The organism is Cupriavidus sp. CP313, assembly GCF_054072015.1.
On sequence record NZ_JBSVZB010000021.1, the window covers coordinates 17584 to 42444 of the forward strand.

10 protein-coding genes and 1 pseudogene are annotated in these 24861 nt (G+C 56.6%); 4 read left to right on the top strand and 7 right to left on the bottom strand.

The genetic code is table 11. The features are described 5' to 3' along the window. The first annotated feature begins 317 nt into the window (after window positions 1-317). The 4 genes from ACW4E8_RS25580 (at window position 318) to ACW4E8_RS25595 (ending at window position 14741) form a co-directional block, all read left to right on the top strand. Entirely contained in the window at window positions 318-7253 is a 6936-nt protein-coding gene (locus ACW4E8_RS25580) for a hypothetical protein (protein WP_456807178.1), read from the top strand. A gap of 4 nt (window positions 7254-7257) precedes the next feature. Next, entirely contained in the window at window positions 7258-13599 is a 6342-nt protein-coding gene (locus ACW4E8_RS25585) for a hypothetical protein (protein ID WP_456807076.1), read from the top strand. A gap of 181 nt (window positions 13600-13780) precedes the next feature. After that, window positions 13781-14188, top strand: a complete 408-nt coding sequence (locus ACW4E8_RS25590) for a hypothetical protein (RefSeq protein WP_456807077.1) — start codon at window positions 13781-13783, stop codon at window positions 14186-14188. A 364-nt stretch (window positions 14189-14552) separates the two neighbouring features. After that, window positions 14553-14741: a hypothetical protein gene (locus tag ACW4E8_RS25595; protein ID WP_456807078.1), complete on the top strand. Its 189-nt coding sequence runs from the start codon at window positions 14553-14555 to the stop codon at window positions 14739-14741. A 378-nt stretch (window positions 14742-15119) separates the two neighbouring features. Here the strand turns inward: ACW4E8_RS25595 and ACW4E8_RS25600 are convergent, their stop codons facing one another. From ACW4E8_RS25600 to ACW4E8_RS25630, 7 genes and pseudogenes are all read right to left on the bottom strand, one after another. Then, on the bottom strand, window positions 15120-16640 hold the full coding sequence (locus tag ACW4E8_RS25600; RefSeq protein ID WP_456807179.1) for a hypothetical protein: 1521 nt from the start codon (window positions 16638-16640) through the stop codon (window positions 15120-15122). Between the two features lie 177 nt (window positions 16641-16817). Further along, a pseudogene (locus ACW4E8_RS25605) lies at window positions 16818-17231 on the bottom strand (TniQ family protein); the annotation flags it as partial. After that, entirely contained in the window at window positions 17231-18214 is a 984-nt protein-coding gene (locus ACW4E8_RS25610; RefSeq protein WP_456807079.1) for a TniB family NTP-binding protein, read from the bottom strand. The pseudogene ACW4E8_RS25605 and the gene ACW4E8_RS25610, both read right to left, overlap by 1 nt. A 368-nt stretch (window positions 18215-18582) precedes the next feature. After that, window positions 18583-20556: a hypothetical protein gene (locus tag ACW4E8_RS25615; protein ID WP_456807080.1), complete on the bottom strand. Its 1974-nt coding sequence runs from the start codon at window positions 20554-20556 to the stop codon at window positions 18583-18585. Then, complete coding sequence (locus tag ACW4E8_RS25620; protein ID WP_456807081.1) at window positions 20528-20752, bottom strand: hypothetical protein; 225 nt, start codon at window positions 20750-20752, stop codon at window positions 20528-20530. The genes ACW4E8_RS25615 and ACW4E8_RS25620 overlap by 29 nt, the downstream gene beginning before the upstream one ends. Window positions 20753-20778: 26 nt before the next feature. Continuing rightward, on the bottom strand, window positions 20779-21555 hold the full coding sequence (locus ACW4E8_RS25625) for a hypothetical protein (RefSeq protein WP_456807082.1): 777 nt from the start codon (window positions 21553-21555) through the stop codon (window positions 20779-20781). A 1045-nt stretch (window positions 21556-22600) separates the two neighbouring features. Further along, on the bottom strand, window positions 22601-23047 hold the full coding sequence (locus ACW4E8_RS25630) for a hypothetical protein (protein ID WP_456807083.1): 447 nt from the start codon (window positions 23045-23047) through the stop codon (window positions 22601-22603). Between the last annotated feature and the right edge of the window lie 1814 nt (window positions 23048-24861).

The window sequence follows — 24861 nt, forward strand, 5'->3', positions numbered from 1 at the left end:
TCCAACCTCGTGATGGAGGCGGCCTGCGCGCAATGCTCACGTGGTGGCCCGAACAAAGCGACGATCCCCCACAAACGGCCCCGATCGCCACGGACAACGTCTACTCCATTGGAGAAGCTCACCTATGGCTCGCCGCGCGCGCAATCCAGCCCACTTCACTGTGGATTGACGTACCCGAAGGTCAACACGCGAAGGGGCGTCGGCTGGCGTTCAACGGCGCGTTCCTGTTACGCCAGTTCGAACTGGATTCCCGGCAGCTCTGTATTCCCCTAGTGGGTGGCATAGAGTATCGCCCAGAAGCTGGGCAGTACTCCGGCATGACAATTGGGCTTCCCGAGAATGACGGGTTCGAGCTCAAACTACAACTTCCAACCTTGATTCCCCAGACGGTTGGAGCGAGCCAGCCTTTACCCGTCCTTCCCATAACGATGCGCTATCCGGCGCGTCCGAAGAACGAGGAGACATCGCTCCAATTTCAGGTCGTAGAAGCAGGCCTTGAAGGTGCGACTTTCGCTTTTCAGAATTGGCCAAGCTCGGTTGCGAAAAAGTTGGGGGCATTCCATCTTGCGCCTTTCGGCGATGCCACAGAAAATCCCCCCTTCGTTCGGTATTTCGGTCAACGTAATAGCCCACCGTTTCCTTTGCGTGGAGACATGCTGGCCTATTGGGCGATCCTTCGCGATGATGGTCGCAAAGCCATTGCACGCTTACTGCGCCTCGCTGGTCTCGCCGATGACGAGGTGTTGCTGCCCGTGCTTTACAAAAGCCCGCAGGACCTTAGTTGGCGATTGCCCACACCCCAGGACGTAAGTAAAAGCAGCACCGTCACATCAAAGATGATTTTGCGTCTTGCCGTGCAGGCGCCCAGCGGCACTAAAGATGGGCGCCTCGGATGGAACAAAAACGCCTTCGTCCTCGACCTCACTCATGAGCTTGGCGCACACCTGCGCACTAATGCTCCGCGAATGTTGCTCGATTGCGAGATAGGATGGACAATCCGGCCAGACACAGTATGGGTGCCAACGCTGTGGGTGCCGACGGTTAGGGTCAGTCTCCATTGGGACGAGTGGATCGCGCTAGAGCGACCGGAACCGCTAGTCATTGGAGATACCGGCCCTTCAGAATTCACCGCGGGCGGACTCTTCCAGGCAGCTCACTCGCTGCGAGCGCTGCCCTCGCTCTTACCTCTCACCCACGGCGCACGCCCGCAAAGCCTCTTTCCGCTACTCACCTGCGATCGGCAATCGGTGCGCTTCACCCTGTACGCACCGCCCTTTTTTCCCGTCTTGTCCGACAGCGGCGCGCTTGCGCTTCCCGGCGTTGCGGCGGCCGGTGAGCCGCTCTCTTCTAGACTGACGCTCGCGGATCCGGACACGATATTGCCAGGGGAACACGCAAGGCCGCTTCAGTGTCACGCGACTTTTGGAGGGCTTGCATCCGAGAATAGTGATCCTAAAGCGCGACAGGAATTTGGACTGACTTTAGGCCACGACGACGGGTGGCAGCCCAAGCACGTCGCAGACATCGACACCGGCACAGCGTACTTCGCATCGTTTCTCATCGACATCAGCTCTACGCCAGCTTGGACCGGGCGCATTGGGTCGTTGCAGTTCTACGCCGATGCCGGCCTACTTCCTGAGGTTAAAGCCGGATCCAATACGAATCCCAATCGCCTTACCTTCGGTGGTGCCGGCGCTCGTACGATGCCCGCCGTATCGTTTGCCAAATCCCTTCCCGTTGCTGTCAACTTGACGCTCACGCTGCCGTTGTCGAGTGTACGCGTGCTCGCCCCCGATCGGACCGTAGATACCAGCACCATTGATTGCCCGCATCCCATCTTAATACCGCTTAACCGGATCCCAACACCAAAGCAACTGACGCAGCCCACCTACTATCTGCAGTGTACTGAACGCTGTGGACCGAGCGCCGATCACGTCCTGGAGGCAACCATCTATGAGAATGATCCACAGAACAGCAATGATTCATACCTGCTGTTGTCCACGGCGCCGTTCTCCCTAGCTCGCTTTAGTAGTCAGTCATTAGGTGCGCGCGGCGGATTAGCGTCTGGAGCAACAGCGAGCTATAACAGTGGTGTCGGCCAATGGCGCTTTGCTGCAGTTGCGCCAGTCTATCGTTATTCGTTACCCCCACAATCCGTAGGGGAGAGCGCGGACAAGCCACACCGTCTGGAGCTGCACGATTTTCTCGGCACGCCCGAAGAAGACGACCCGGTCGATCCTCAGATACGTGAAACACCGCGCCCATACCGCCAGTTCACCAAGCACGCCCCCTCGAGTGCCTTACAGCGACGCGTCGTGGAGTTCCGTTTGTCCCCGAATGCAGACCTCTGGGTGCTACCCTCGGACGTCGATCAACGGTATTTTCTGCCGGAGATGCAAGCCTACGATCTTTTTCGGCAGCGTAGCTCCTTTGGGCTAGGAGCAAAGCTACTTGCGCTGCGCGCCGAATTTCTGTACGGATTAGCCGTAAGCGTGAACGTCTCGAAAGAGCGCGGCGCCTCGCGGGGCGCCCGCGTCGCGGAAATTGAGGCACTGCAGGGCCAGATTCCACGCGCTTCTATGCACGAGAATTCGCTTACAGGAATGCGTTGGAATGCGTTGAGACCGGTTCTCATCCAGCGTCCAGAGCGCCTGGAAATTTGGGCCGACGATCCTCAGGCGAGCGTGCCTATTTCTGCGGCCCACTTCCGTGATGGCGTGAGCTTCGCGCTTCGGGAAACCGCACTTTTACGTTCGCCCGTCTCCCACCTCGAGGATGGTTCTGATCCCTCAACACCGCAACAGCCAGAATGGTGTGCGCCGGCAACCCAAGCGACCGGCTCCTTTCGCTATCACCCGAACGGGCTAAGTGGGGGGGTACTATGGCCTGTGGAATCGGCCAATCTGTTTCGTGCCCTCGCACGCGATACGGTGTCAGGCGAAGGTTCGCTCGACGGCTTAGCATTCTCTCCAATGGGCGGAGACGCCACGCAACAAGCCGTTTTCCTCGACGGCAAAGTTTCTATCCTCACGCGTACTCGCAACGGGCACATTGAAAGTCAGCGCGTAGAGGTGCTTGGACGTGTTGGTGCACTTTGGCATCGCGCTAAGCACGTGGTCGTGTACGAGCGAACCGTCAACCCTTCCGCTCAATTCGCACCCACCTATGCTGAAGACCGGCACCGCACACGTAGCCGTCGCCCCATCCTGCGCAAGGTCAACGAGTTCATTGAAATCCTTGAAAGAGAACGCGCTTATCCGGACTTTCCCGGTTCGAAACTGACTTGCGGTTGTTTAGACAGCGTGCGCTTTAACGGCATTGTCATCAATGTCGATAGTGCGTGGGGTGCCGACGTGGGCCGCCATGCATGGGAAGTGCCATTATGGAATCGGGCTGCCGCCAGCGAACGCCCCAAAGTCTATCCCTTCCCAGATGTCGCCTTTTGTTGCATCGCTGAAGGGGACACGGACAGGCCTGTCGTTGCCCAAGAATGCCTTGATTGTGACCTGCTGTATTTCTATGCGGATTTCAAGAGCCCGGGCAGCAACACGGATCTCTGGCCGCTGTGCCGCAATGTCGACTATGCCAACGCACCGGACGCCAAAGTCTTGGCCGCGTGTGTAGACGCGGGGTCTAGGCAAGACGCCAAAGGCACGATGGAACGCCGGCGCCCGGTTCAGCGTGCGCTACCGGGGCTGCGTCGCTTTACATGGCGTTTAGGCCCCGCATCACGAAAGGTCGCCATCAATGCAGGCCGCGCCAATAAGCCCATCTATGTTGCACTGGAAAGCATTACGTTTATGCGCGCGCTGCCCCGGTCCGACTCAGCGGAACGTTTCAAGCCATATAGCGAGCTGCTCAAAGCGTCGGCAGACGCGGCCGCATTAAACACACCAGGCATCCATGCCGTTCTGCCTTGGAACGCGAGCAATGAACGCTTAGATGGGGTACGCAAAAGCTTTTCCGAACATATCGCCAGAGTGCTCTCCATGGGGCCCTCATCCTATCAGGCTGGATCTCCCGGCCCAGTGGAAGCTTTGCAGACGTGGTGGGGGAAAAATCAGGCAACACTTGCAAAAGCGTTGAACGAGGGGCTCAACAATGCCAAAAATGAGGCTGCCAACTGTCTAACACCCCTCATCACCGCCGGGAGCACAGCCAACATCCCCGAGGAAGCCAGCGGTTGTAACGCGCTGCGAGACCAGGCCCTCAGCACGCTACACGGCAAAGCGATGCTGGTCCAGTCCATCCTACAGGACTGGGAACGCACGATTGAGATCCCAAAATCGGTGATACTGCCAAGCGCAAAGCAAGACCTCATCACCGCAGTAGTTCAGTTTCTGATCGAGCAGTTGCAACCTATTTTCGATGAAGCGTCCAGCGACCTTGCGAAAATAAAGGAAGGGAAGGCGCGCGCGCATGCGATCGTGAGTGACATTCTTCACGGCATTGACGCCTCTGTTGCTCAAGGCAACGAGCGCATACGCGCATATGCAATGGCCTACGACGCTTCCAAGCCGTGGTCACCTGCGCGCAGACAGGAATTTGTAGATGGCCTCTTGGGCGCGGCACGTTCATTCCAAAAGGCAGTGGACAGCGAATTGGAGGACGCTCGCCAACGTTTCACATTAGAGCTATCTCAGGCAACGTTGCGCATCGGGAACGCAGTCGGCGCGATGCTAGCCGCGACCGATGGCGAGCGAAAAGCGGCATTCTCTAGGCTGCGAACTTATGGCGTCCTTCTAGCTTGGCCACTAAAGAAAACCTTCGCTGACGCTTCGAGCATCGACATTCAGGCAGGCATCGTGGACAAAGCCGAGGCCGCCATCAAAACGCTGCCCGAAGGCGAACAAGCACAGGCGACAGCACTGCTTGAAGAAATCCAAACCACGCTCGTAGGGTGGCAATCTGGTTTGCGCACTTTTGAGCTTAGATTGTCTGCCATTGACAAGGCCATCGAGCTCAACTTGGAAGGCATAGCCGTACTCTTGGGGGACCTCGCCGATGCCATCAGATCGATCTTGTTCAGCCTCGATCGTCTGATACGTGAAGCTTCTGATATAAGCACCGAACTGGGTAACGCAAAGCTTGACGAAGTCAGCTCCACCCTCAAGGAGTTCACCAAGGGGCTCGAAGCCCTTGCGTTGCAAGGCTACACGGCACTGCAGGATTTCCTCGCTGCAATGCAGGCTCCCCTAGATAAGCTCGTTGACGAAGCGTGCAGCTATTTGAGCATAACTGCAAAAAAAATACGAGAAGACGTCGCCAAACTCCACGGCTCTATCGATGTAATGGCCTCTGACCTGGAACGGCTGATCGACACCGCTCAGTCGCAGTTTGGGCCGCAGGGCTTAATAAACACGGTAATTTCCCCGCAGCTCACCGCAGCTCTAGAAAGACGCCTCGCCTCTTTACCTGACACCGTCACAATTCCGCATCTGGATCGATTGCATGCGCTATTAAGCGTAGACCCTAGTCTGAGCGCTGAGATATCGAAAATCCTACGAGAATTTAGCGCGTCAGCACTGGACGCAATCGAAGTCGCAAGCGATATCTGTGAGGCATTAGAAGATTCTCCAGCAAAACTAAATGAGTACCTCGCGAAAATTTCGCAGCATGATTACTTTGACGCTGAACTTACCGCCTGGGGCAAAAAGATCAACGAACTGTCGGGCCTACAAACACTTGACGCCATTCGGTCAAGGGTTACGGCGATTGACAACGGCGTGCGGCGACTTCAGAACGACCTGCACCGCTCCGCTGAAATGGCACAAGCGTATGGCGCCCGCGTCACTGACGCTATCTCCAGACTGCAGGACGGAGATACGATGGCGCTGCCTGGGCACCTTCTCCGGCTATATTCTGCTGTCAGCAGCCCGCCCGAGCTCGCAGCACTGCAGGCAGATATCGACCGACTTCGAGCCTGCTTCAGCGAACTGGAAATCATCGACATCACGCCAGTCACCGCAATGTTTAACCGGCTGGGAGACCAACTAAAAGCAATCGGCCTCGCCTTCCCAATCGATAGTCTCAGCGACCGACTCCTACCTGCCGACCTCTCGTCCTTGGATGTTGGTGAGGTTTTTCGTAACATTGGTGGTGCCCGTTTAGACGGGCTCTTCGGCGGGTGCAAACTTCCGGCAGACATCAGTAATGCAATTAGGGTTACACACGATCTAGACCGCAAAGCTGGACGCGCGTGGGTGCAGATCGATATCAATGCCCCCCTCCCCGGCAAGACCGAGATGTTCTCGCTAAGCGTATTCCAGGCCAATCTCATCAACGCCCGCCTTAGCGGTCAACTTCGTCTAGAGGTAGATCAAAACCGTCCGGACGTCACGCAAAGCGGCTTGGGACGCATCGATGCTGGTCTGGAAATGGTGGTCTCTGGACAACCTATGGTGCAGTTTGATCGCTTTGGCCTGCAATTTTCACAAACCGGCGGCCTCCAAGTAGACTTCGATGCCAAGTCTGTGCGGCTAAATCCCTCGCTACAATTTATTCAGGACTTTCTGTCGACGTTAATACCAGGTGAATTCGGTGGCATGACGGTCATGAAACGTGACGGAATCCCGATCGGGCTGTCGCACGCATTTTCAATGCCGCCCCTGTCGCTCAATTTTGGTACTAGCGGCGTGACCAACATCGCAATATCGAATGAATTTAAGCTGCTAGCCTATCCCGACTTTGTTCTGAGCAATCGATTCTGCCTGTCCCGCCCGGAGCAACCCTTCATCTTCTCATTCTTTGTGTTTGGCGGCACAGGATATGTCATCGTTGAAGCCACGTATCGACCATTTAGAGAGGAACTGTCCGTCACGGTTGACGTTGCCGCCGGCGCCTCTGCCGCGCTTGCGTTCGCCTTCGGCCCGTTCTCTGGCCAAGTCTTCATTACCCTCTCGATCTCAATCCAGTTCCAGAAAACGCTTGGCCAGTCCGAAGGCGGATTGACTGTGGGCGCCTTGATAGTCATCGCGGGCTATGTTGATGTCATGGGAATCGCTACAGTAGGCATCTCAGTCGTCTTGCGACTGTCTTACCACGACAGTGGCAAGGTTGACGCCATCGGCTCACTATCAATCACGATAACCATTTCTCGGTTCTTTAAGGTCCACGCCAACGCCAACGCCAACTACACATTACGCGACGGCCAGTCCAAAACAGAGACAAGCGCCGGAATCGGCACACTAGCCTTAGATTTCGAAGACCCCCTTCGCCGTCAAGTCAAGCTCTGTCAGCAAGCGAGGAGATAACCATATGGCAGTCTCGGTTCGGTTGCATTGCGTCAATGATCGCGAGCCCCCTTCCTACCATTTCGGAGCCGTCGCGTACGCGTTAAATTTAAACATCGAATGCGAAAGCGATGCTAGCACTGACGACGTGCTAGCCATCGACGAAGCGACGGCCGAGGCGATATTCCAAAAGCTCTTATTAGATTCCAGTAGCTGGAATTTTCATCTTTATGCTATTCGAAACGGACAGCAAGGGCTGAGCGCTTTTCATCTAGAACAGATCGCCGTTAGGGCGATTCAAGGTCCTGGCCAGGTGTCCAATCTGACCGACTGGTTAGCGGCTGGCGCACCCGCGAAGGCAGCTCAATATTGGACGCAGCCTACTACGCTAGGGTCTGCCAAAGACGCGCCAATTGTTGTGCGCCAAACAGACCTCGGCGCAAGCCATCGATTACGCGCCTCACACATATGGGACGCCCCAATACCACACAAGTTTAGCCTCACTAGGTTAGCCGAACTTCGAGCTGAACCCGTTCCGGCCGCTGGGGACCAAGCCCTCGTCATCGTACCCTTCCCTACAGATTTCAAACCAGCGAACAGCTTAGCGGTCATCGAGACACCAGGGACCGGTCAATGGGACGTAACAATTGAAACGGACGCAGGTGACACACTCTTCTGCCGGGTGAATCCACTTGGGAAGCCCCCCTCACTCTGGCCCGATTTTTTGGATGAAAACGGCTACTTAACCATCAACGAAAGCGCGCAGGCCGTCCAAAGAATTTTCCACTGGATGGCGCTCGGATGGGGCGGTATCGTTAGCGGGTTCGCGGTGCTTCTTGGTCTTTTCCAAAACGACAAACGTCTCAGTACAAACATTCATGAGAGACTCTCGCCCACCTGGACCCGGACTGCTGTCGACCCTCTCAAAGCTGAGCTTCATGCAACGAATCTCCGTTTGCACCTGCTCACAGGGCTGCGCGCAGGACTCGACCCGCTTTTGATCGGGCTGCTTCGTCCAGCATCGGGCCCCGATGTCGCAGGTGAGCTATTACTTCCTCTTGTAAATAAGTTATTGTATGCAGCTCAGCGGTTGCCATTGCGGCTAAATTCGAAGCTAGACAAGCGAACGATCGTCGCCGCGCTACGCAAACTACTCGCTACGAATCCCTGCATCGCAGGAAGCATCGGCGCCGAAGATACCGCGTTGTCTCTCTTGGAAGTATACGGATTAAACAAGCCCAGCGACACAGACGCGTCAGCCGCACGAACTGTCTTTGACGCTCTAGTTAGCGGCGAAGAAGCACTTTCCGACCTCGACGAGTCACGGATCCGTCAACTTGCGGCATCCATCAGTCCAACCATAATGGGACTTCGCGCGTCCCCATATTCGATTGTACTGCAGTCGGTCCAGCGTATGGAGCAAGAAGACGGTGTCGAGCAAGCCTTAAACGCCCTATTCCAAGGCGCTGCTAAGATAGCTGGGAAGACGCCCGCCGACGCCATTGCTAGTGAATTAGCCGATTCAGCGTGGCCCGCCGAAGATCTTGACGCCTTCAGAAGAGATGTGTCCGAGGCCTGGCAAGCATATGTAGATCTCCTTGCAACGAATTTCAATGGAGCGGATGCGGCTCGCCATTCCATGTGCGCAGACTTTATTGTGGAGCTACGCCAGCATGTCCGCAATTCGTGGCCTCCAACAGGGGGACTGTTGCGCAAGTGTATCGAGAACGCAGACTATTACATGCGTAGGCGCAACGCGTATCACCGCGGGAACACGCCCGCGCGATGTTTCGACGCTTTGCTCAACGGCTTACCGCCATGCGACTTGGGCTATTTGGATGGGCTCCACGAAGCTGTTGACGGCTTTCTCACCACTGCCTATCGCCAGGCTACGGACCCGATTAGGCAGCTTTTGAATCCCAAACTTGGCTTTGTGCCTGACGCCGCGCCAATGCCGCTGCCGATCGTGATCGCCGGCATGAAAGACAGCGAGGCTCTAGAAGATTTTGCTAAAGAATTTAACGGCATTGGGATTGCCCTGCGCCGGCTCGATCCAGGGCAAGCGGATCCTCAGTGGGCACACCTCAATCTAGCATCGATCGGCTGGAATAAAGGCGCTCACGAAACAGTTGGCTTGCGCACATGGTTGCCGGCGATACAGGACGGCCAAATACAAGACGCCATTCTTTATCATGGCTATCCGCTCATATGTCCCCCTGCCATGGACGGCAGTGCCTCTGGCCCCTCCGAAAAAGCCCAGCCATTCGTCCGAGCTTCCGTGGTCGACTTCTCGGTGCACACCGGATTTTCCCCGGTGTACAAGTTGGCTTATGGTCGTGCATACGAGGCCTTCGCATTCGCCACGACCAATAGCGGAAGCCTGCCGACTGCCTTGCGTTCAAACGAGCTCGACGACCCCTGGCATCTAGGCGAGGAGATCATCGCTCCCACCAACGTCAATCGCTATGACTATCAACGGCGTACGGCCGTAGGCGCGATACATCTCGTTGAATCGCCGGGTAGCGGCTCCACGATGGCAATAGGCAATGTCCCGACGGATGTTCATCCTCTATCGCGCGACTATCCGAGACTTTCCCTTGCCTCCAGCACAGATCGCACGAGCTCTCTTGACCTATTCTCCTCGACAAACGGTCAGGGCACCTTGCCTCTTACCGACTCTTCATCAATGCAAGCAGGCGAGGTGGTACTTGCACTGCGCGAGCTCAAATGGAGCGGGGATGCTGCCACACTCGATGTGAGCTTCATCCAAAGGGCAACATCCCGCATCGTCACCATCACGCTAAACAATCTGCAGCAAACGACACAGGACTCTCCAGGCTGGGTGACAGTGAGTTGCGAAGCCATCAACAAATGCGTCTTCACGTACTCCGTTCGCACAGCGCTCGAGACGTTATCAGCGCAACTCAAACCCAGAATAGAAGCCGTCCAACACTTCCCCTGGCATATACGCTTGACGCTGCGCAGCTCAGGACAGACAGTCATAACGTTTGGCGATCCCCGACCAGATGCCACGCGCGCCGACACACCGCTCTTGATACTGCGGCCCGAACAGGAACAGACTCAATGGATGCCTATGGTACCTAGCGGCATGGAAGCAGAGATCGTGATGCCGCGAGTTGGCTTATTTGATTTCGAGCGATGGTTCTCAAATGAGGAGCTAAGCGGCAGCATTCCGGAGGCCACGCAGGCTATTCTGATGGACCAGCTTCTGTACGGCTATCAGCACCGCGGTGCGCCATTCCGCAAGACCATCGACCAAGAAACCGACACAATTGGCAAACGACTTGACCACTTGCCCGATCCAAGCGTCGACACCATATGGGCTGAATTGGTGTGCTTGGATACGCTCAAGGAGCGACTCAACAATCCACCGCCCATCCCGATCCGTGTTGGAAAAGCCATTGCCGAAGCAGTAGCCGGGCTGTCTTCAGGCCCATCGGACATTGAACCGGTTCGAGACATTCTGACGCGACTAGACAAAGCATTCCGGTGCAAGATTTCCATTGGGTCACAGCCCGATAAGCTCGAACTTTTATGGATCCCAGGCACCCTATCCATCAACGTACCGCCCGGCGTCATTGCACAATTACGCTTGATTCCGGCCGTTCCGCGCGCAAACTTTAATGCTCCAAGTGCTGCGGCGCCTGCAGCCTTCCACCAAGGATATCAACAATTGACGGTGGGGCATGATGATAAGGATAACCTGCTCTTTCCGGGTTATACGCTGCAGATCGAGACCATGCTTTACGTTGCGGAGCATCCGTTCGTCGACCTTGCGCCTCGCTACATTACTACGCGTAGCGCACCACTACTTCGCCAATACGAGCTGACCGCGGCGCAAAGTATTGATTCAAGCTCTCGAGATGCTTGGCGACTAATCGGCAAGATTGATGTTACGACACAGCAATGGCGCCATCATGGCTTGCCGATGACACACACGATCGACCCGACATTGTATAAAGTCCGAAGTGACGCGCCGCCGCCCATCTGGCCGCTACATGCCGATTCCACGGTTCTGGAATTCGAAAATGAAATTTTCCTAGGCAGAAGCGAGGAGAATGCGCAGACCGAAAAGGCCGTCCTGCTTCATCCCTTGTTGCCCCACGATGGGCTAACAAAGGAAAGCGAGGCGCAAAACGGCACCATACTTGCCTCATTCGCCTGGCAAAATTCTTCCGCCACATATTTTCGCCACCGTTTCCGTGCATATTCTCGCTACGCTGGTGCGCTCACTCAGAAAGCGCGATCGAACTGGCGATCATGGGACGAAAATCACAGCAAAGCAGCAGTGTGGATGGTTCGTGTAGCGTTACTTGCCGATGCACGTATCGCCAGGCTCACCCGACCCCAGTTAAGAGCCCTTCTGCCCCTTACACAGGCGTCCGACACCTCAATCACGCCTGCAGTCATGGCATTTTTGCAAGAGCCACCGTGTTCCGAGGTAGGTTTGGCTGAACGCGTATCGGCAGAAATTCAGACCGGTATAGGCTATGGTTTTCCGCCAGACGCATCGGGCACCAATCGAACAGCGCCGACCGAGGTTGAGATTCTGGACTACCGCAAGGAAATCGGCCCTGATCCACGCTTGACATACAGCCGAATGAACGAAGCGCTGGCGCGCGCCACGGTTCTGCGCCTGGAAGGGCCTATCGGACAGACCTTTGACTCAAGTGACGCCGTTGACCCACGCTTCGCTAACTCGGTTTTCACGCTTTCCCCTCACTTTGCCAATTCAGACAACACTCCAGCCCTGGAGGAGCATTTTTTTGCCGTTGTCATGCGCCGATATGCGGACCCGAACTGGACCGTTCAAGGTTTGAGCGACGATCTCACGGTCCACCAATCGCAATGGATCACCTTTAACTCCGCTGCCCTCGTGGATGGCGAGCTTGTGCGTTGCCGCAGCGTTGAGGATGGCCACGCTGAAACATTGCTATCCGTACGCGGGCTCGGTACGGATTCCGCGCAAATACAAATAGTGGCGGAAACAGCTCTGTTGACATCCGATGCGAGGGCAGGTAACGAGCCCTATGTTTTAGCGACGATCAACCCCACTCACCTCACCGCACTAGCTGTCCTTCACACCGCCACGGGCGCCAAGCAATTCTGCGCGACGCTGTTCGCCACATTGGCCCCAGACAATAAGAATAAGGCTCCACCTTCTGCGTTCCCCATTGCCCTAGCAAGCGTGCATTGGACCACGCAACCACTAGGGAATCCGGACCGCACAGGAGACCTACATCTCGTTGCACCCAACGGTCGCAAAGCCACCACTATTGCCAGTACGCCGACATCGCTCGCATGGGTGCGCACAAATCGGAATTTCAGTCATCTGTGGGCGCTTCTGGATATCGACCTTGACACGTCAAAACAACTCGATTCCCGCCGCTGTTACGCAAAACTGAACAAAATGCACTTAAGCTTTTTCTATCGCGACGACGCAGGAGCACACATCCGGATTAGCCTATGCGGTTCGCAGACGCACAATCGATTTCCACTTCAGATGCATCGCCATCTTGTGCTATTGCACTCGACCGTCGCGCCTGGTAAGGGTGCGCCCGTCGAAGTCTTCGCCGATGCATACTTTGGTGGCCAAATCCTTCGCGAGGTTCAATGCTCCGAGGCCGCAGCGAGATCCCGTTATGTGAGAGTCGTTGAAATAGAGATGCCTGCCGTAATTCTGTGCGCTATCCCACCTGCTCAGGGCGGCACGCCGGCTGCCCGCTCAGCGCTGCCACCCATCTATCAAAGGGCATATTTTGACCTCCACGCTACAGGAGGTGAGACCAGCAAGATCTGGAAATTGTATGTGAGGTTTCTTGGCAGCCCGGCGCATGTAGCAACTTTTCGCGATGTTGAATTGAAACTCCAGATGCCCGATGCTGTCGAACCCGTCCCCAATGGACAGCCCCAGAATATTGCAACAGACGATGCCGTCAGCCTTCCCTTATCTCTTGAGAAAGGCCAAATTGTGGAGGTGACCTTGCGCCGTGATTTCGATGCCGCCTTGGGATGTGTATCGACAGTCTTGGTTGAAAGGGATGGCACGCGGACACTGTTGGGCGAAAAATCCACTACGTTTCCGCGAGCTACTTCCCCCACCGGCATTCTGATTAGTGTCGCAGCAAAAGGCATGGGCGAACTATGGGCAGATTGTTCGCTGCTCCATTTCGCACACAAGGATCCCGATGATGACGCTCGCACACCTCAATGGCTGGCTGATTTGTTATTTGCGCCAGCAGGGGATGACACGTTGCCAAATGCCTTGGCACCTCGTTCGCTTCAAGCATTGCAAGAGGCGCAGGCCCGCCTTGTTGCCGTGTCTCCGACCCTAGAAATGCGGTGAAGCCTTGCGAAGAGTCTCATTTTAATGCCGGGTCGCCCTCGTAACCGAGGCGATGGCTGTCCTATGTCACGCTGCCACCCTCATCGTACGCCGCGCGAGGCTCACCCGAAATGCTCTGTGGTAGGGAGCCCCATATCGTCATCTTTAAGGAGGAAAGTTCGTCACGGCTGATGGCAAGCAGTTGCTCGATTCGCAAGTTGATTCGTTGGTCTCCGCCATGGCATCCCTTGCGATAAATCCGGCTTCCGCGCGCAATCGACGACGCGCCCTGCGCCGACACGCGCGGCGCCTGCGTCTGCGCCGGGACTACATTCAACATGCCGTCGCAGACGGCCGCGACGACGTGATTGATATCTGGATCGCGGCAACACGTGCGAACGCCGGCAGGCTGCCCGCCGGCCTGATCTCAGACCCGGTCTTGGCCGCCGCAGTCGAGAAAGCGATAACGCTGCCGTGGCGCCTGATCCCACCTGTGCCCGCGCGCTGGTCCCACCGAGCGACCCGCACCCTGAACGCAGACGGCGCCGTCGCCGTAGGCAAACAGATAGCCAAAAAAATGGAAAAGAGAACAGCTCGCTCAGTTCGATAGCAGCTTAGGCATCACAACCACGTCGCGTAGCCCAAGCGGCTAAGAATGGAGCACCCGCGCGGTCCCCACGGCTGTCGACGAGACCTTCTCCCACCGGAGGTAATATGGGTCCCTGCATGAAGTGCGGTACGTCGTGCGATGCGGTGATGTACGAGCTTTCCGCCTCCTTCGAAAAGTCAGCTTCCCTGCGGACACATATCCGATCGCGGATGTCGGTGGTTACCTCTGGATCGAGGAGTTCTACTCCTGTGACTGTCGCGCCGCGGCGCGACCCGCGGTGCTCGCCAAATATGACATCCCGGCGCGATATCCCGGGCCGGGTCCCATTGAGAAGACCTGTGCCCGCTGCGGGGCGCCGGTCGACATGACCGCATGGCACGTTGCCGTGTACCAGATGGACATGCTGATCGAGAGCGAAGATGTGCTGCGGCCGACGAATGCCACGCTCCTTGCTGTCCTATGCCGGCAGTGCGGCCCCATGCGAGCTGGCGCCGAAATCGAGCCCGATGTGGCAGCCACCGAGGCCATCCACGCCGTCGCGCGGGATGGCTAGCGAGTCAACTGCTATTCAAGTCAAGGCGCCCGACTTGACCCGCCTCCTCGGCGCATCAACCTGTGCGCCAGCGGCGCCGGCCGCGCCCCGGTCATGCTATGAACTGTCAATGACTGGGTCGGCCGACCTACAGCCCCTCCCCGAATGCCAGGCTACGGCTGGTATCGTTTAGGGTTGTTCGATGCCTGCCGTCACCCGCAGCAATATGAGTGTGCCACCGCGCGTTGCTGGCAAGCGTCGAACGACGCCTAAACGATTAGAGACAACCGGAGTTCCGCCGCGTGCATCCGTCCGGCCAGACGGTGGTGGCTGCGGCCCGGCCGAAGTAAGATGATAAGCGGCCATCCAACCTGTCATGATTGATGAAGCCCGGTGCAACTACTTGAAGGACCGGTTCCGCTTCCAGTCGCGAAGGATTCTATCCACGTCCTTTTTAGCAAAAAGCCTAATCAAGTGCGGGCTTGAACCTGAGGGCGCCTCCTTCGAGGCAATCTCACCCCGGTTCTCCATGTTGAGCAAATGCGATTTGTTCAACCCGAAGATTGCTCCCGCTTCCTGGGACGTGTAGTACTGTCTCTTGAGCTCCCGAATCGCTCGAAGGTCCTCCCTGGAAATCAGACGTAAACTTCCGATGTGTGTGGGCGACACGCCAGCGTGCACCGCCAAGCCGTACTCCAAATGTAAGCGGGACACGCCGAGCAACCGTGCAGCCTTATCGATCGTTATCCAATTTTGGCTGTCGACAAGGCTCCGCAGTGTTTGCACAGAATCAACGGTCACTCGCCATTCGCGAGATAGATCTCCTGATGGCTTCAGTTGCCCCTCTCTCGCCAGCCGAAGCGCCTCGTCCCATGGAATGTTGAGCTGGTTTGCCGCCGCCACCAGAGTCATCGAGTCCGGCTTACCCGGTGGGAGATATCCAGGCCTTCTCCCTGTGGCAGTAGGATAGCCCTTTAGATCTTTCAGCGCTTCCAGATTCACTCCAACGAGATCCTCGCGGCGGAACAGATAAAGCAGACTTCCGTCGATTGTTGGCCCCGCGACAGGCTCAACACCGACCGCCTTTAGCTTCTCCGTGAAGTTTGTAGAGTTTTGACCCATGGTACGAGCCAATGCGCCGCCGAACACGAAAGTCTGTTTGAAAGCTTCGACGTCGCTCTGCAGACACATCAGCATCTTTGAGTGTCCAGGCATTTGTACGTGCTCAGCCTTGAGCCAGCCAAATTTTATGACGCTTCTTATTCCAGCATCGTAAGTGCCAATACATACCGCCGTCTGTTCAAGATCCAGATAGCCCGGGCACGGCAACTCCTCAATCTTAGATTGCTTCAACGTTCGCAGCGACGTCAGCCCCACCTTCTGATCGAAGCCTCCGGACAACCGCTGGCCCGCTTCGATCTCTTGTACAACGGCAGCGAGTGACATGGTCAGAGGCTGAGGCTTACCGTCGGTCGTCTTGACGCAACTTGCATCGCAAAGAATCTTGTTCGTGGCGGCTTTGCTGACCATTTGTGCTGCTGCATGGATGCCGGAGTCAAAGTCGAGGAGTCCCTTCTCGACGAAATGTGTCATGTGCGACTGCTTGATCCCGAGTGCCACCTGAACTTGACGCTTGGTCAAAGGTGCGTCATCGATGAGTAGATGCTCGGTGGTGTCCCTGCAATGTTTGAGCGCCTCGAGTGCGAGCGAGGCACACATTGTCCCTTCTCGCATTAGCAGAGGTAACAGCGTCAGCCGCGGGTGCATAGTTTGCCGGTCGACGTATTCCACGAGTTCGAGCGCCTCGTGGGACTGGTGCCACTTCGCCGTAATATTGATGGCCTTCAGAGCACCCTCAGCGCTCTGGCCTTCATCTGCAAGCACTCGAGACACGCCAATAAAGGTGTAAGCTGCAAGCACAGCGTAAGGATCACCTTTCCGGACTAGATCAAGCCACCATGTTACTGCTGACACGTCGACTTCAATTGCCTCAGCACGTGTCAGATCGCCTCCACAGTCGCATCTATCCAGATATCGACGATTGAATCTTAGTGGTGATTTACAGATCCGGCATGTTCGAGGCATTAGTACCCCGTGTATTGGACACCCCGCAAACGGAAGCAGTGCCCAGAGACGTCGCCAGTAGGGATCCTCGCCGAGGCACACGGGACAGAAGGCTCCAAGCTCGCATCCAAAGAGGTCCTCTGGGAAAGCGAGGACGCCCACCATTCGGTCCGCTTCGGACGTCATAGCGGACCGTACATAGCTGAGTTGCTCGATTTCGGCATCTCGGATACCGCATCGCACGAGGATCTTCCGAAAGCGCTCGCGGTTACAGCAAGCGCTTGCCGCGTACCCTCCAGAATCCAGGCCCAGCAGAACTGAAACCATGTTCTCTGGACTCTTATAGCCATTCTCCCCGGCCGCGCGTGTTAGGACACTCCCCGGACTCTCTAGCCAGGGTCCGTCGTTTACCATGATCGGCCGCACTGCCAACGCTTGAGAGTCCATCAAGCCCTCCTGATGGCCCTACCCAATGTACGCTCGTCGGCGGTGAAAGGATTTTCACCGCAGGAACGCAGTCTTACCGAATCGAAGTTATCGATCGACCAAACGGCCGCCAGATCCTCCAAAGTGAAGTTCTCACGACCGTCCCTTACGGCGCGCTTAGCGGCGTCCGCGAGAAGCGTTGTGGTAAACGAGATGTTGCCGCCTGCGCCAACATACATGCGCAAGACGTTCCTATACACCTCAAAGTCAGGCATATCTCTGATTGGTGTTCGTTTGATGATCTCGTTGCGCATCCCCAGCAAGAATCCTTGCAGCGGCCCAGGTTCCTTCGGTATTCCCGGCATCAGTGGCTTTAGCCTTAATATCGGAAATCGTCGCGCCATCTGGCTATCATTCCTGAACAATTCCCTGCCCTCTTTCGCCGCCATCAGGCACACGACCGTTTCGCTCGCAGTTAGCTTTTTAAGCACACCTTCAATGCCTGCAGACAGGCGCTTGTGATTTGCCATTTGGTGTGCCTCATCAATAATCGCAATATAAGTCTCGCACTGATCGAATTGCTCAAGAATTCTTGCCATCTTGCTTTGTGGGCTTCCGCCTGCCGGATTTGCGTCGTGAAGTTCACGTAGTATTTCCTCCTCAAGTCCTTCCGCGGATAACTTCCCATCGATGGAAACGTAGAATGCATGGCGGAGCTTGACTTCACATCGACGCCTGATACGCGTCGGAGTATCGTCAAGGTCTTTCATGAGCTGCTCAGCCAATCTTGTCTTCCCCATGCCCCCCTCCGCCACCAGCATGCAGCCACGCGGTTCCGGGGCATGGACAGAGTCGCGGATGCACTCTCGTATGCCCTCCATTGCCAGCTTGTAGTCTGGGTGGCGAATGGTAATGGCTTTGATTTGCCCATAGACCAGGGATGGGGCATCTCCTCCCGCTGGTGACAATGACTCCGGCAGCGGGAAATGGGTTCGTGTTGCCATGATCAATCTTCCTTGGCACAAGGACTGTCAGACGAGGACCTTCCTGCCGCGCAACGCCATGCGTGTCAATCGTTTCGTTGGCGGTTGCCTAGCCCTTTCCATCCGTGACCACACCCTCCGCCTGAAGGTCCTGAGTTGACGCGGTTCGGCAACGCGGCCTTTGCCCAGGCCCGCCATGAACGCGTATTCCCGGCTTCCGGACACACAGGTAGTGCCATCAAGAAGTCGGCGTATGCTGAGCATGGCGCTAGTGAATTTTGGGGTGGGAATTGTGATGGCCTTGAGTCCTCCGTGGACTCGGGATGTCGTATCGCCCCACTCCAATTCCAGCGCTTTCGTTAGAGACCGGCAGGTAGCTTTGGCCATGATCAATCCTCCTCCTCGGCGTCGAACGCCGTTGGATGGGTACGGTGCGACGGCGCCTCGTCGTCTGTGTCCGCCGTATCGTCGATGGGGTTTCGCGTAGATTGCCTCCGAGGAACTCCAAGATCGGAGGCGCGGTAGATTTCGCGATCCTCTACGACCTTTTGTGCCTGTGCGGCCTTTTCGCGCAGGTCTTCCATTTTCCGCATGTTGATCGTCCGGACCCTCCGGCCCTCCGTTACCGCGTCCTGCGCCGCTTGGAGAACTTTATATTTCGCGTAAAGAAGACCATACGGTCCGAGTTCGGCCACGTCCCGTTCCGCCCATAGCTTCCGCTCCTTCAAGCAAGCTTCGTGCAAGTCAAGAGTAAGGCCGGTCGTGTATTCGGGCTCAGTCGATTCCGCACGAATCGGTGGCAACCCTGGGCCATCCGGATGCTCGACGAGCACGTAGCTAAGGTCGAGTTCGTCGATCAGCATCACCACATCCTTTTTTCCTGCACGCTCCAATGCAGCAAGCGTCGGGCTATACCAATCGAGGGTGTTGTAGTGATGAACACGGCCATCATTGATACGACAGCGGACAGGCTTGCGGCAGATTTGGTCGGCATCCTCCTCCGTGTAATAGAGAGGCTGCACAAGCCGGACTGCTTCGTTCCATCGCTTTATTGGAGCCCTGCCCGTACCGCTGTGCGGCCGAACGTGGTAGTCATTCTCTACCCAGTCGTCGTAACGCGCGATGAAAGGCGCCAAGCCAAGACAGGCCTTCTTTTCCGCCGGGTAGTGCCTTCGATCCTCTGGCTTGGAGAACGTCGTACCCGGTAACGTGTGGCAGAAATTCTGAACGCTATTATTGAAGGACTCCATGAAGGCTTTGTCGTTCGGGTCCCTCACTGCAGGCAACTTGGTACTAGTGCCGAGCTTAGCCGTCGCGCGCATCAGGCCCGAGCTCTCAAATTCCCGTCCGAAGTCGGGGGTGCCCGATTCCGGTACGCCACCAGGCTTGCCCCGCGTGGGCGCCGTGATCATATCTTTCAACGCGGCCAAAGCTGTGCAGGCCGATGGCGGCAGCATGCTGATGTACCGACCAACCTGGCAACGCGAGAAGATGTCCAGATATGCGGTCATCCAAGGTCTACCGAGCACCTCTCCTGTGTCATCGTGAACGAGCAGGATGTCGAGACATACAGAGTCGTACTGGACGTATTCGAGCGGACGGCGAGTTTTCATCTTCACCCCTGAAGCCCGCGCCTTCCTGTCGGCAACTTCTTTGCCATACTTCGCTACGTCAATATCGTAGGGATCGATGTCCGCTACCCTTCTCTGAATAGTCCTACAACTCATGAGGCCTCCCTTCCTTAAGGTCAGCAACCTTCCTTCCTCTGCCAGGCGCCCAATGAGGTATGCGCGCAGATCCAAGCACGTGCACTTCTCGGGCTGCAGGAAGTGCTCCTGAATTACGGCGTGGAGTGCTTCCTCAACGTAATCTTCGAACCTCGGATGCGGGTTGCCATGAGGCGTGTAGTCGCGCATGAACGCTTGCGTACCCAGGTTCTTCAGCTTGGCGACCCACCGGGTGACCGTACGGGGATGAGGCATGTCTTCGGCGACTCCTAGGCTCCCCCAATAGTCCGGCAACCAGGGCGCCACCTCACGTTCCGACCGGGGGTGCGCCAGAACACTAATTGCTGCTTGTGCGCACCTGAGTCTCAGGAGTGTCTTCTGCATGCATTCGTCCGATTTTCCGAGAAGTATCGAACCCTCCACGCTTTGCCGCAGTGTCAGTTGGCCGCTCCGAAGAAGGGTGTCGAAGTTTTGGCGCGGCATCGTCATTGCCCGCTTTCCACCGACTACGGCAACATACCGAACCTTCCCATTAAAATTGGACACAATCTCGTACTGTGTTCCTACGAGTTCGAACCGCATACCCTCGTGGAGTACGAAATCTGCGCTAGGCGTCATCGATATCTGGGTGTCCATGATTGCCTCCATTCCGTGGCGCGAGCCGGATGGTCAGCGCCACGATCGCCTTCGAGTACACATCCATAGCGACGCATATCTCCGGCCTAGTAAGCTCACCGGTGCCGTCCGTCACAAGCACATCGCTCATACAGCAATCCAATAGCACCGCACCGGGTGCGAGCAATTCTCCAAACTTCATTGCATGTTTCTTCATTGCACTTCTCCGTTTTGGCACTTGCACTATGGGCGTCCGCGCCCTGTCGCTGCACAGCGCGTCAAGACGGTTTCATAGTTGACTGGTTTCGATAGGTCGACCTCGACGAGACCGACAAACATGAGAAACGCCACCTCTTCACCGAACTGTTGGCGTAGCGCCCCGTAGGTCGAAGGAAGACAAGCGCGCAGGTATCCAAGAACCAGTTCTTGTGTCACCTCGGTAGGAGCGCAGGTGTACTGCGAGTACAGGTATCGGAGGTTGCTCAGCGGCAGCCCACTCGGCAGATCTTCTGCATAGACGATCTGAAAGTCGAGCCCCCAGGCCTGCAACAGACTCTGCGCTGCGATGACCTTTTCCATCGCGCGGTGACCGGTCTTGCTTGGTGACACCTTCACTTCGCGGTAGTGAGGAATGCCCTCCCAATCCAGGGCGATGAAGTCGACGATCTGCTTTGTCCCATCCGGCAGCGGAATGGCGAGCGCCTGCGAAACGAACGCTTGGAACGATCTATTGCGCTCGAGATCAAGAGCGCAAGCCCACTCGAGGCCGGATTCACAGGAAAAATAGACGTTCACGCCATCCCGAGCGTTCTTTTTGCTTGGAAAGCGCTGGACCCGGAAACCGACGACGCCCGCCGCAGTTTTCCTGCACCCCCTTTGCTCTCCTGTGATCAAGGGTTCGACGTTGAAGGCCTCCTCGGTTGCAACAAGTAGTGCTTCGCGGCGCTCCATCGCAATCGCAGTCAGATCGGGCGGACACGGCGGTCGCGCTATCCGAATTTGGTCGTGTTCGGTGGACATCAGTCACCCCCTTGCGCAGGTGCAACATTCAAAACCCCATGGCCGCCAGGGCTATGTGCATCAACACAGCACGCTCTTCGTCTCGCAGCGCGCACATGCCGGCAGTCGTGGCCTCGGAACCTCGTTGTCTTTCAGTATTTTTGTATGTCAACAATTGATAAATGCAAGAACAACTAGCACCGACCTCAACGACACGGCGCCACACCCCTATTTTCCGGACACTTCCACGCCAAACTCGCCCTCATCTATCGTTCTCATAATTTGAATGAATTTTTGAAGACGCGTAGGATAGGTATCTAACGCGACCGACCTCCCCAATCGCTGCGAAGAGTTGCACACCGTCATGATTGAGTGCGTCTGCTGTTGTCGCAGCCGAGAGCGCTATTGAAAGCGAGACGCCACCTCTCGAACTCAACATTTGCAGCCTCAGGCTTGAGTGCCCGACGACGTGCCTCCGTCCAGACGACGGACAAGCTCAGCAAGCATGGAAAGACACTGGGCTCAACCGTCGCGTCTTTGACCTCAAAGACCTTCACCCCACGATTGCCAGCCCAAGAGGCCAATAGGTGCGTGGGCTCAGGGAGATTGCCGTCTGTGATGACTTGACAAGGCAATCGCGCGGACATGGCGCGGTCTAACGCGGACCCGAGCTGCCCTTTGCTTCTGAGTGAGAACACTCGGGAGCAGAGGCATTCAGGCAACGCCAGCCTACAAACGACGACGAGGTGGGCATCGGAAGCGGGTACCCAGGAAAGTTTGCAGAACGTGATGAGGCAATCCCCGGACCCCAACCTCTGCTGGTCCGCGGGGGAGCGTATGCATTGAGCGTCGACGATGCGCATTGGCTTCATGGCCTCTCCAAATGTCGAGTGTGCAAGCAAAGCACCAATGCGGTTGGTGTGTAAAACGCGTAGTGGGACGTGAGGAACGGATGACCGAGAGGGTCACTTTTGGCCATGAGAGTGGATATGGTGAGTGAATTTCCGAGCAGGCCATATGTATTTGCACACCATGAACCAGTCCGCTTATCGTCGCCCTCTCCCGCTTATCTATCTCCGCTCAAAAAATCGTCCCAGTCCCAAACATATACACACCCCCAAGGTTCTGGATCATCGCTCACCATGGGCCTAGTGGAACGCGCCATGTTGTGCTGAAAGTAGGTTCGAGAAGGTTCCGGTATCTCGCTCATCCGAACGTACCGAAAGCCATTGGTCTCATGGACCGGCACCTTCGGAAGGGTCGGCCTAGCGGGCATTTCCTCGACACCTCCAAGCGCAACAGCAACGGCACGAATGACGAGATCCCATAGGCTAGAGGACCACCGAGGATACATTTGCAGCTCTGCGACCAACGTCGGGAACAGGTCTTCGTCTACTTCAACGCCGTAGTCGGCGATCGGACCGCCGCCCTTCCTCCATATCCTTGCGGTGCCCAATGTGCGACGCCCAAAGCGGCCGCCGCCAGGAAGAATCTCAACAGTAACAAGCAGCATGGCCTCGCTCCTTGCCGACGAAAAATATGAGCAATCGGGAGTCTTGCCTTTTCCCCATAACAGCCACCTTGGCCCGGGCCCAGGGTCGCCGCAAACCCGCTCGAATTTGCCATGATGTCACCGGGCGGACGGGGCATTGCGGTCCGGGCTGGCCTGGAGGGACGATTCAGCCCTCACAAAGCGGGCTGTCACATCGGTAAAGGCTTGCACGGAATTGAATGCCGACCACAATTCCCAAAGGCAATCTGCGTCGGCCCATTGCCCTGGAGCACCCTCCAAGGAGTAGAGCCGTCCCGACCTGGTAACCGCCCAGGCGCAAGACTCGTCCATCGCGACAATGACAGAGCTGACCCGCGCCACGCCGGTCGCGACGTTCTGGCCAATTAGATGGCACTGTTGTTGTTCGGTCTCCATGACTCGCCATTGCCGCAAGGCAATACATGGCTGCTCATCCACTGGACTGACTGGCCACATCGGCATCGCGATCTCCCGCTCCTCTGCTGGTATCGGCGACACCCCATCATCTGCAGCCTCTGGACTCTCACGACCAGCGCTTGCGAGCCTCCCAACTTCCAGTACTCGAATTCGGGCGAGGTGCCGCCGATGCTGTGAAATCGGCTTTCACTTTTCTTCGGGCTTGGGGCGCGACGAACGCCGACCTCGACGGATGTCTCCGCCGACCGCATTGATCGGCAAGCGCCGCGCACCAGTAGTGGTCTCGGTGACTATCCGATCCCTGCGGTGGGGAAATTTGGCGTGCGGCTGACAGATTTCACGCACCGGCTGAGCACGACAGCTTGCCTTGCAAAGCGCAACGGCTTCGTCGCTGTGAAATCGAGGGAGAAGAGAGTTGGCCGTGTCGTCATCATCGTCACCCTAGAAGAGGGAAGGATTCAACGAACAGGCCCATGCGGAAGGTGTGTTCAATTACATACTATGTCAACTGACCACAACCTCAAGAAACTTTACAATACGCTCCAACATGCAAATCTTTCCGGCCTTTGAGATCAGATGCGCCGATCGATCGGCTCGAATAGGTATGTCCTTTCACACACCTTTTCGTGCCGTGTTATGGGCAAGTGAAAACACCTTCCGACCGTCGTTGCAGTAAGCTTTGAGTTCCCCCTGTGAAGCCGAGGCCACACTACTACGGCGCCGCCACTGGCGTCACCTTGGACTACTACATCGGCAACCGTCGCCACAAGTTCTTCGTCACAACTGCGGCTCTATGCCGACATTTTGGGCTACCAACGCCGGATGGCCTCTCCGAAGATCGAGAGTCCGAGATACGGCAAGATTCAATGCAGGATGGGAGCGAATCCGAACTGTTGCCGCGCGCACGCGCGCCCAAATGGCGCTTGATGACGGCGTCGTTCTCGACGAGGACGCATGCTAAACATCGCATCAACTTCGGCGCCAGGATTGAGTGTCCGCCCCGAGCGCCGGCGAAGCCGGCTATGCCTTACTCGCATCGATACTTGGATAACAGGGCCCGGCTCGCTGGACTGCTTCCGAGGCTTGCTGAATTCCGTAGGGTTCTGCCTTAGCAACACTCGCTCCGAGTTAGCAACGGCAAGCTGGTATGACAGGCGCAGCGACGGACAAAACGGTGGGGCGATGTCGCAAGCAACACGCGATAGGCGGAATGGCAGAACAGAAGGGCCATGGCCCGCCATAGGCCGGGGCGATGCTGCAAAGGGTTGCCGATTTCTCGATCTGAAAAGATTTCCACACAAGACACGCCCGTCGCATCGCCCAAACCAGGCCGAGGAAATTCTGCGGAGTCAGACGTGAGCCCAGCCCGATCATCCGCT

Coding starts and splice junctions, on each gene's coding strand:
- ACW4E8_RS25625 (WP_456807082.1), bottom strand. CDS start 21,555: ATGTCCACCGAACACGACCAAATTCGGATAGCGCGACCGCCGTGTCCG.
- ACW4E8_RS25585 (WP_456807076.1), top strand. CDS start 7,258: ATGGCAGTCTCGGTTCGGTTGCATTGCGTCAATGATCGCGAGCCCCCT.
- ACW4E8_RS25620 (WP_456807081.1), bottom strand. CDS start 20,752: ATGAAGAAACATGCAATGAAGTTTGGAGAATTGCTCGCACCCGGTGCG.
- ACW4E8_RS25610 (WP_456807079.1), bottom strand. CDS start 18,214: ATGGCAACACGAACCCATTTCCCGCTGCCGGAGTCATTGTCACCAGCG.
- ACW4E8_RS25595 (WP_456807078.1), top strand. CDS start 14,553: ATGACCGCATGGCACGTTGCCGTGTACCAGATGGACATGCTGATCGAG.
- ACW4E8_RS25580 (WP_456807178.1), top strand. CDS start 318: ATGACAATTGGGCTTCCCGAGAATGACGGGTTCGAGCTCAAACTACAA.
- ACW4E8_RS25630 (WP_456807083.1), bottom strand. CDS start 23,047: ATGCTGCTTGTTACTGTTGAGATTCTTCCTGGCGGCGGCCGCTTTGGG.
- ACW4E8_RS25615 (WP_456807080.1), bottom strand. CDS start 20,556: ATGGACACCCAGATATCGATGACGCCTAGCGCAGATTTCGTACTCCAC.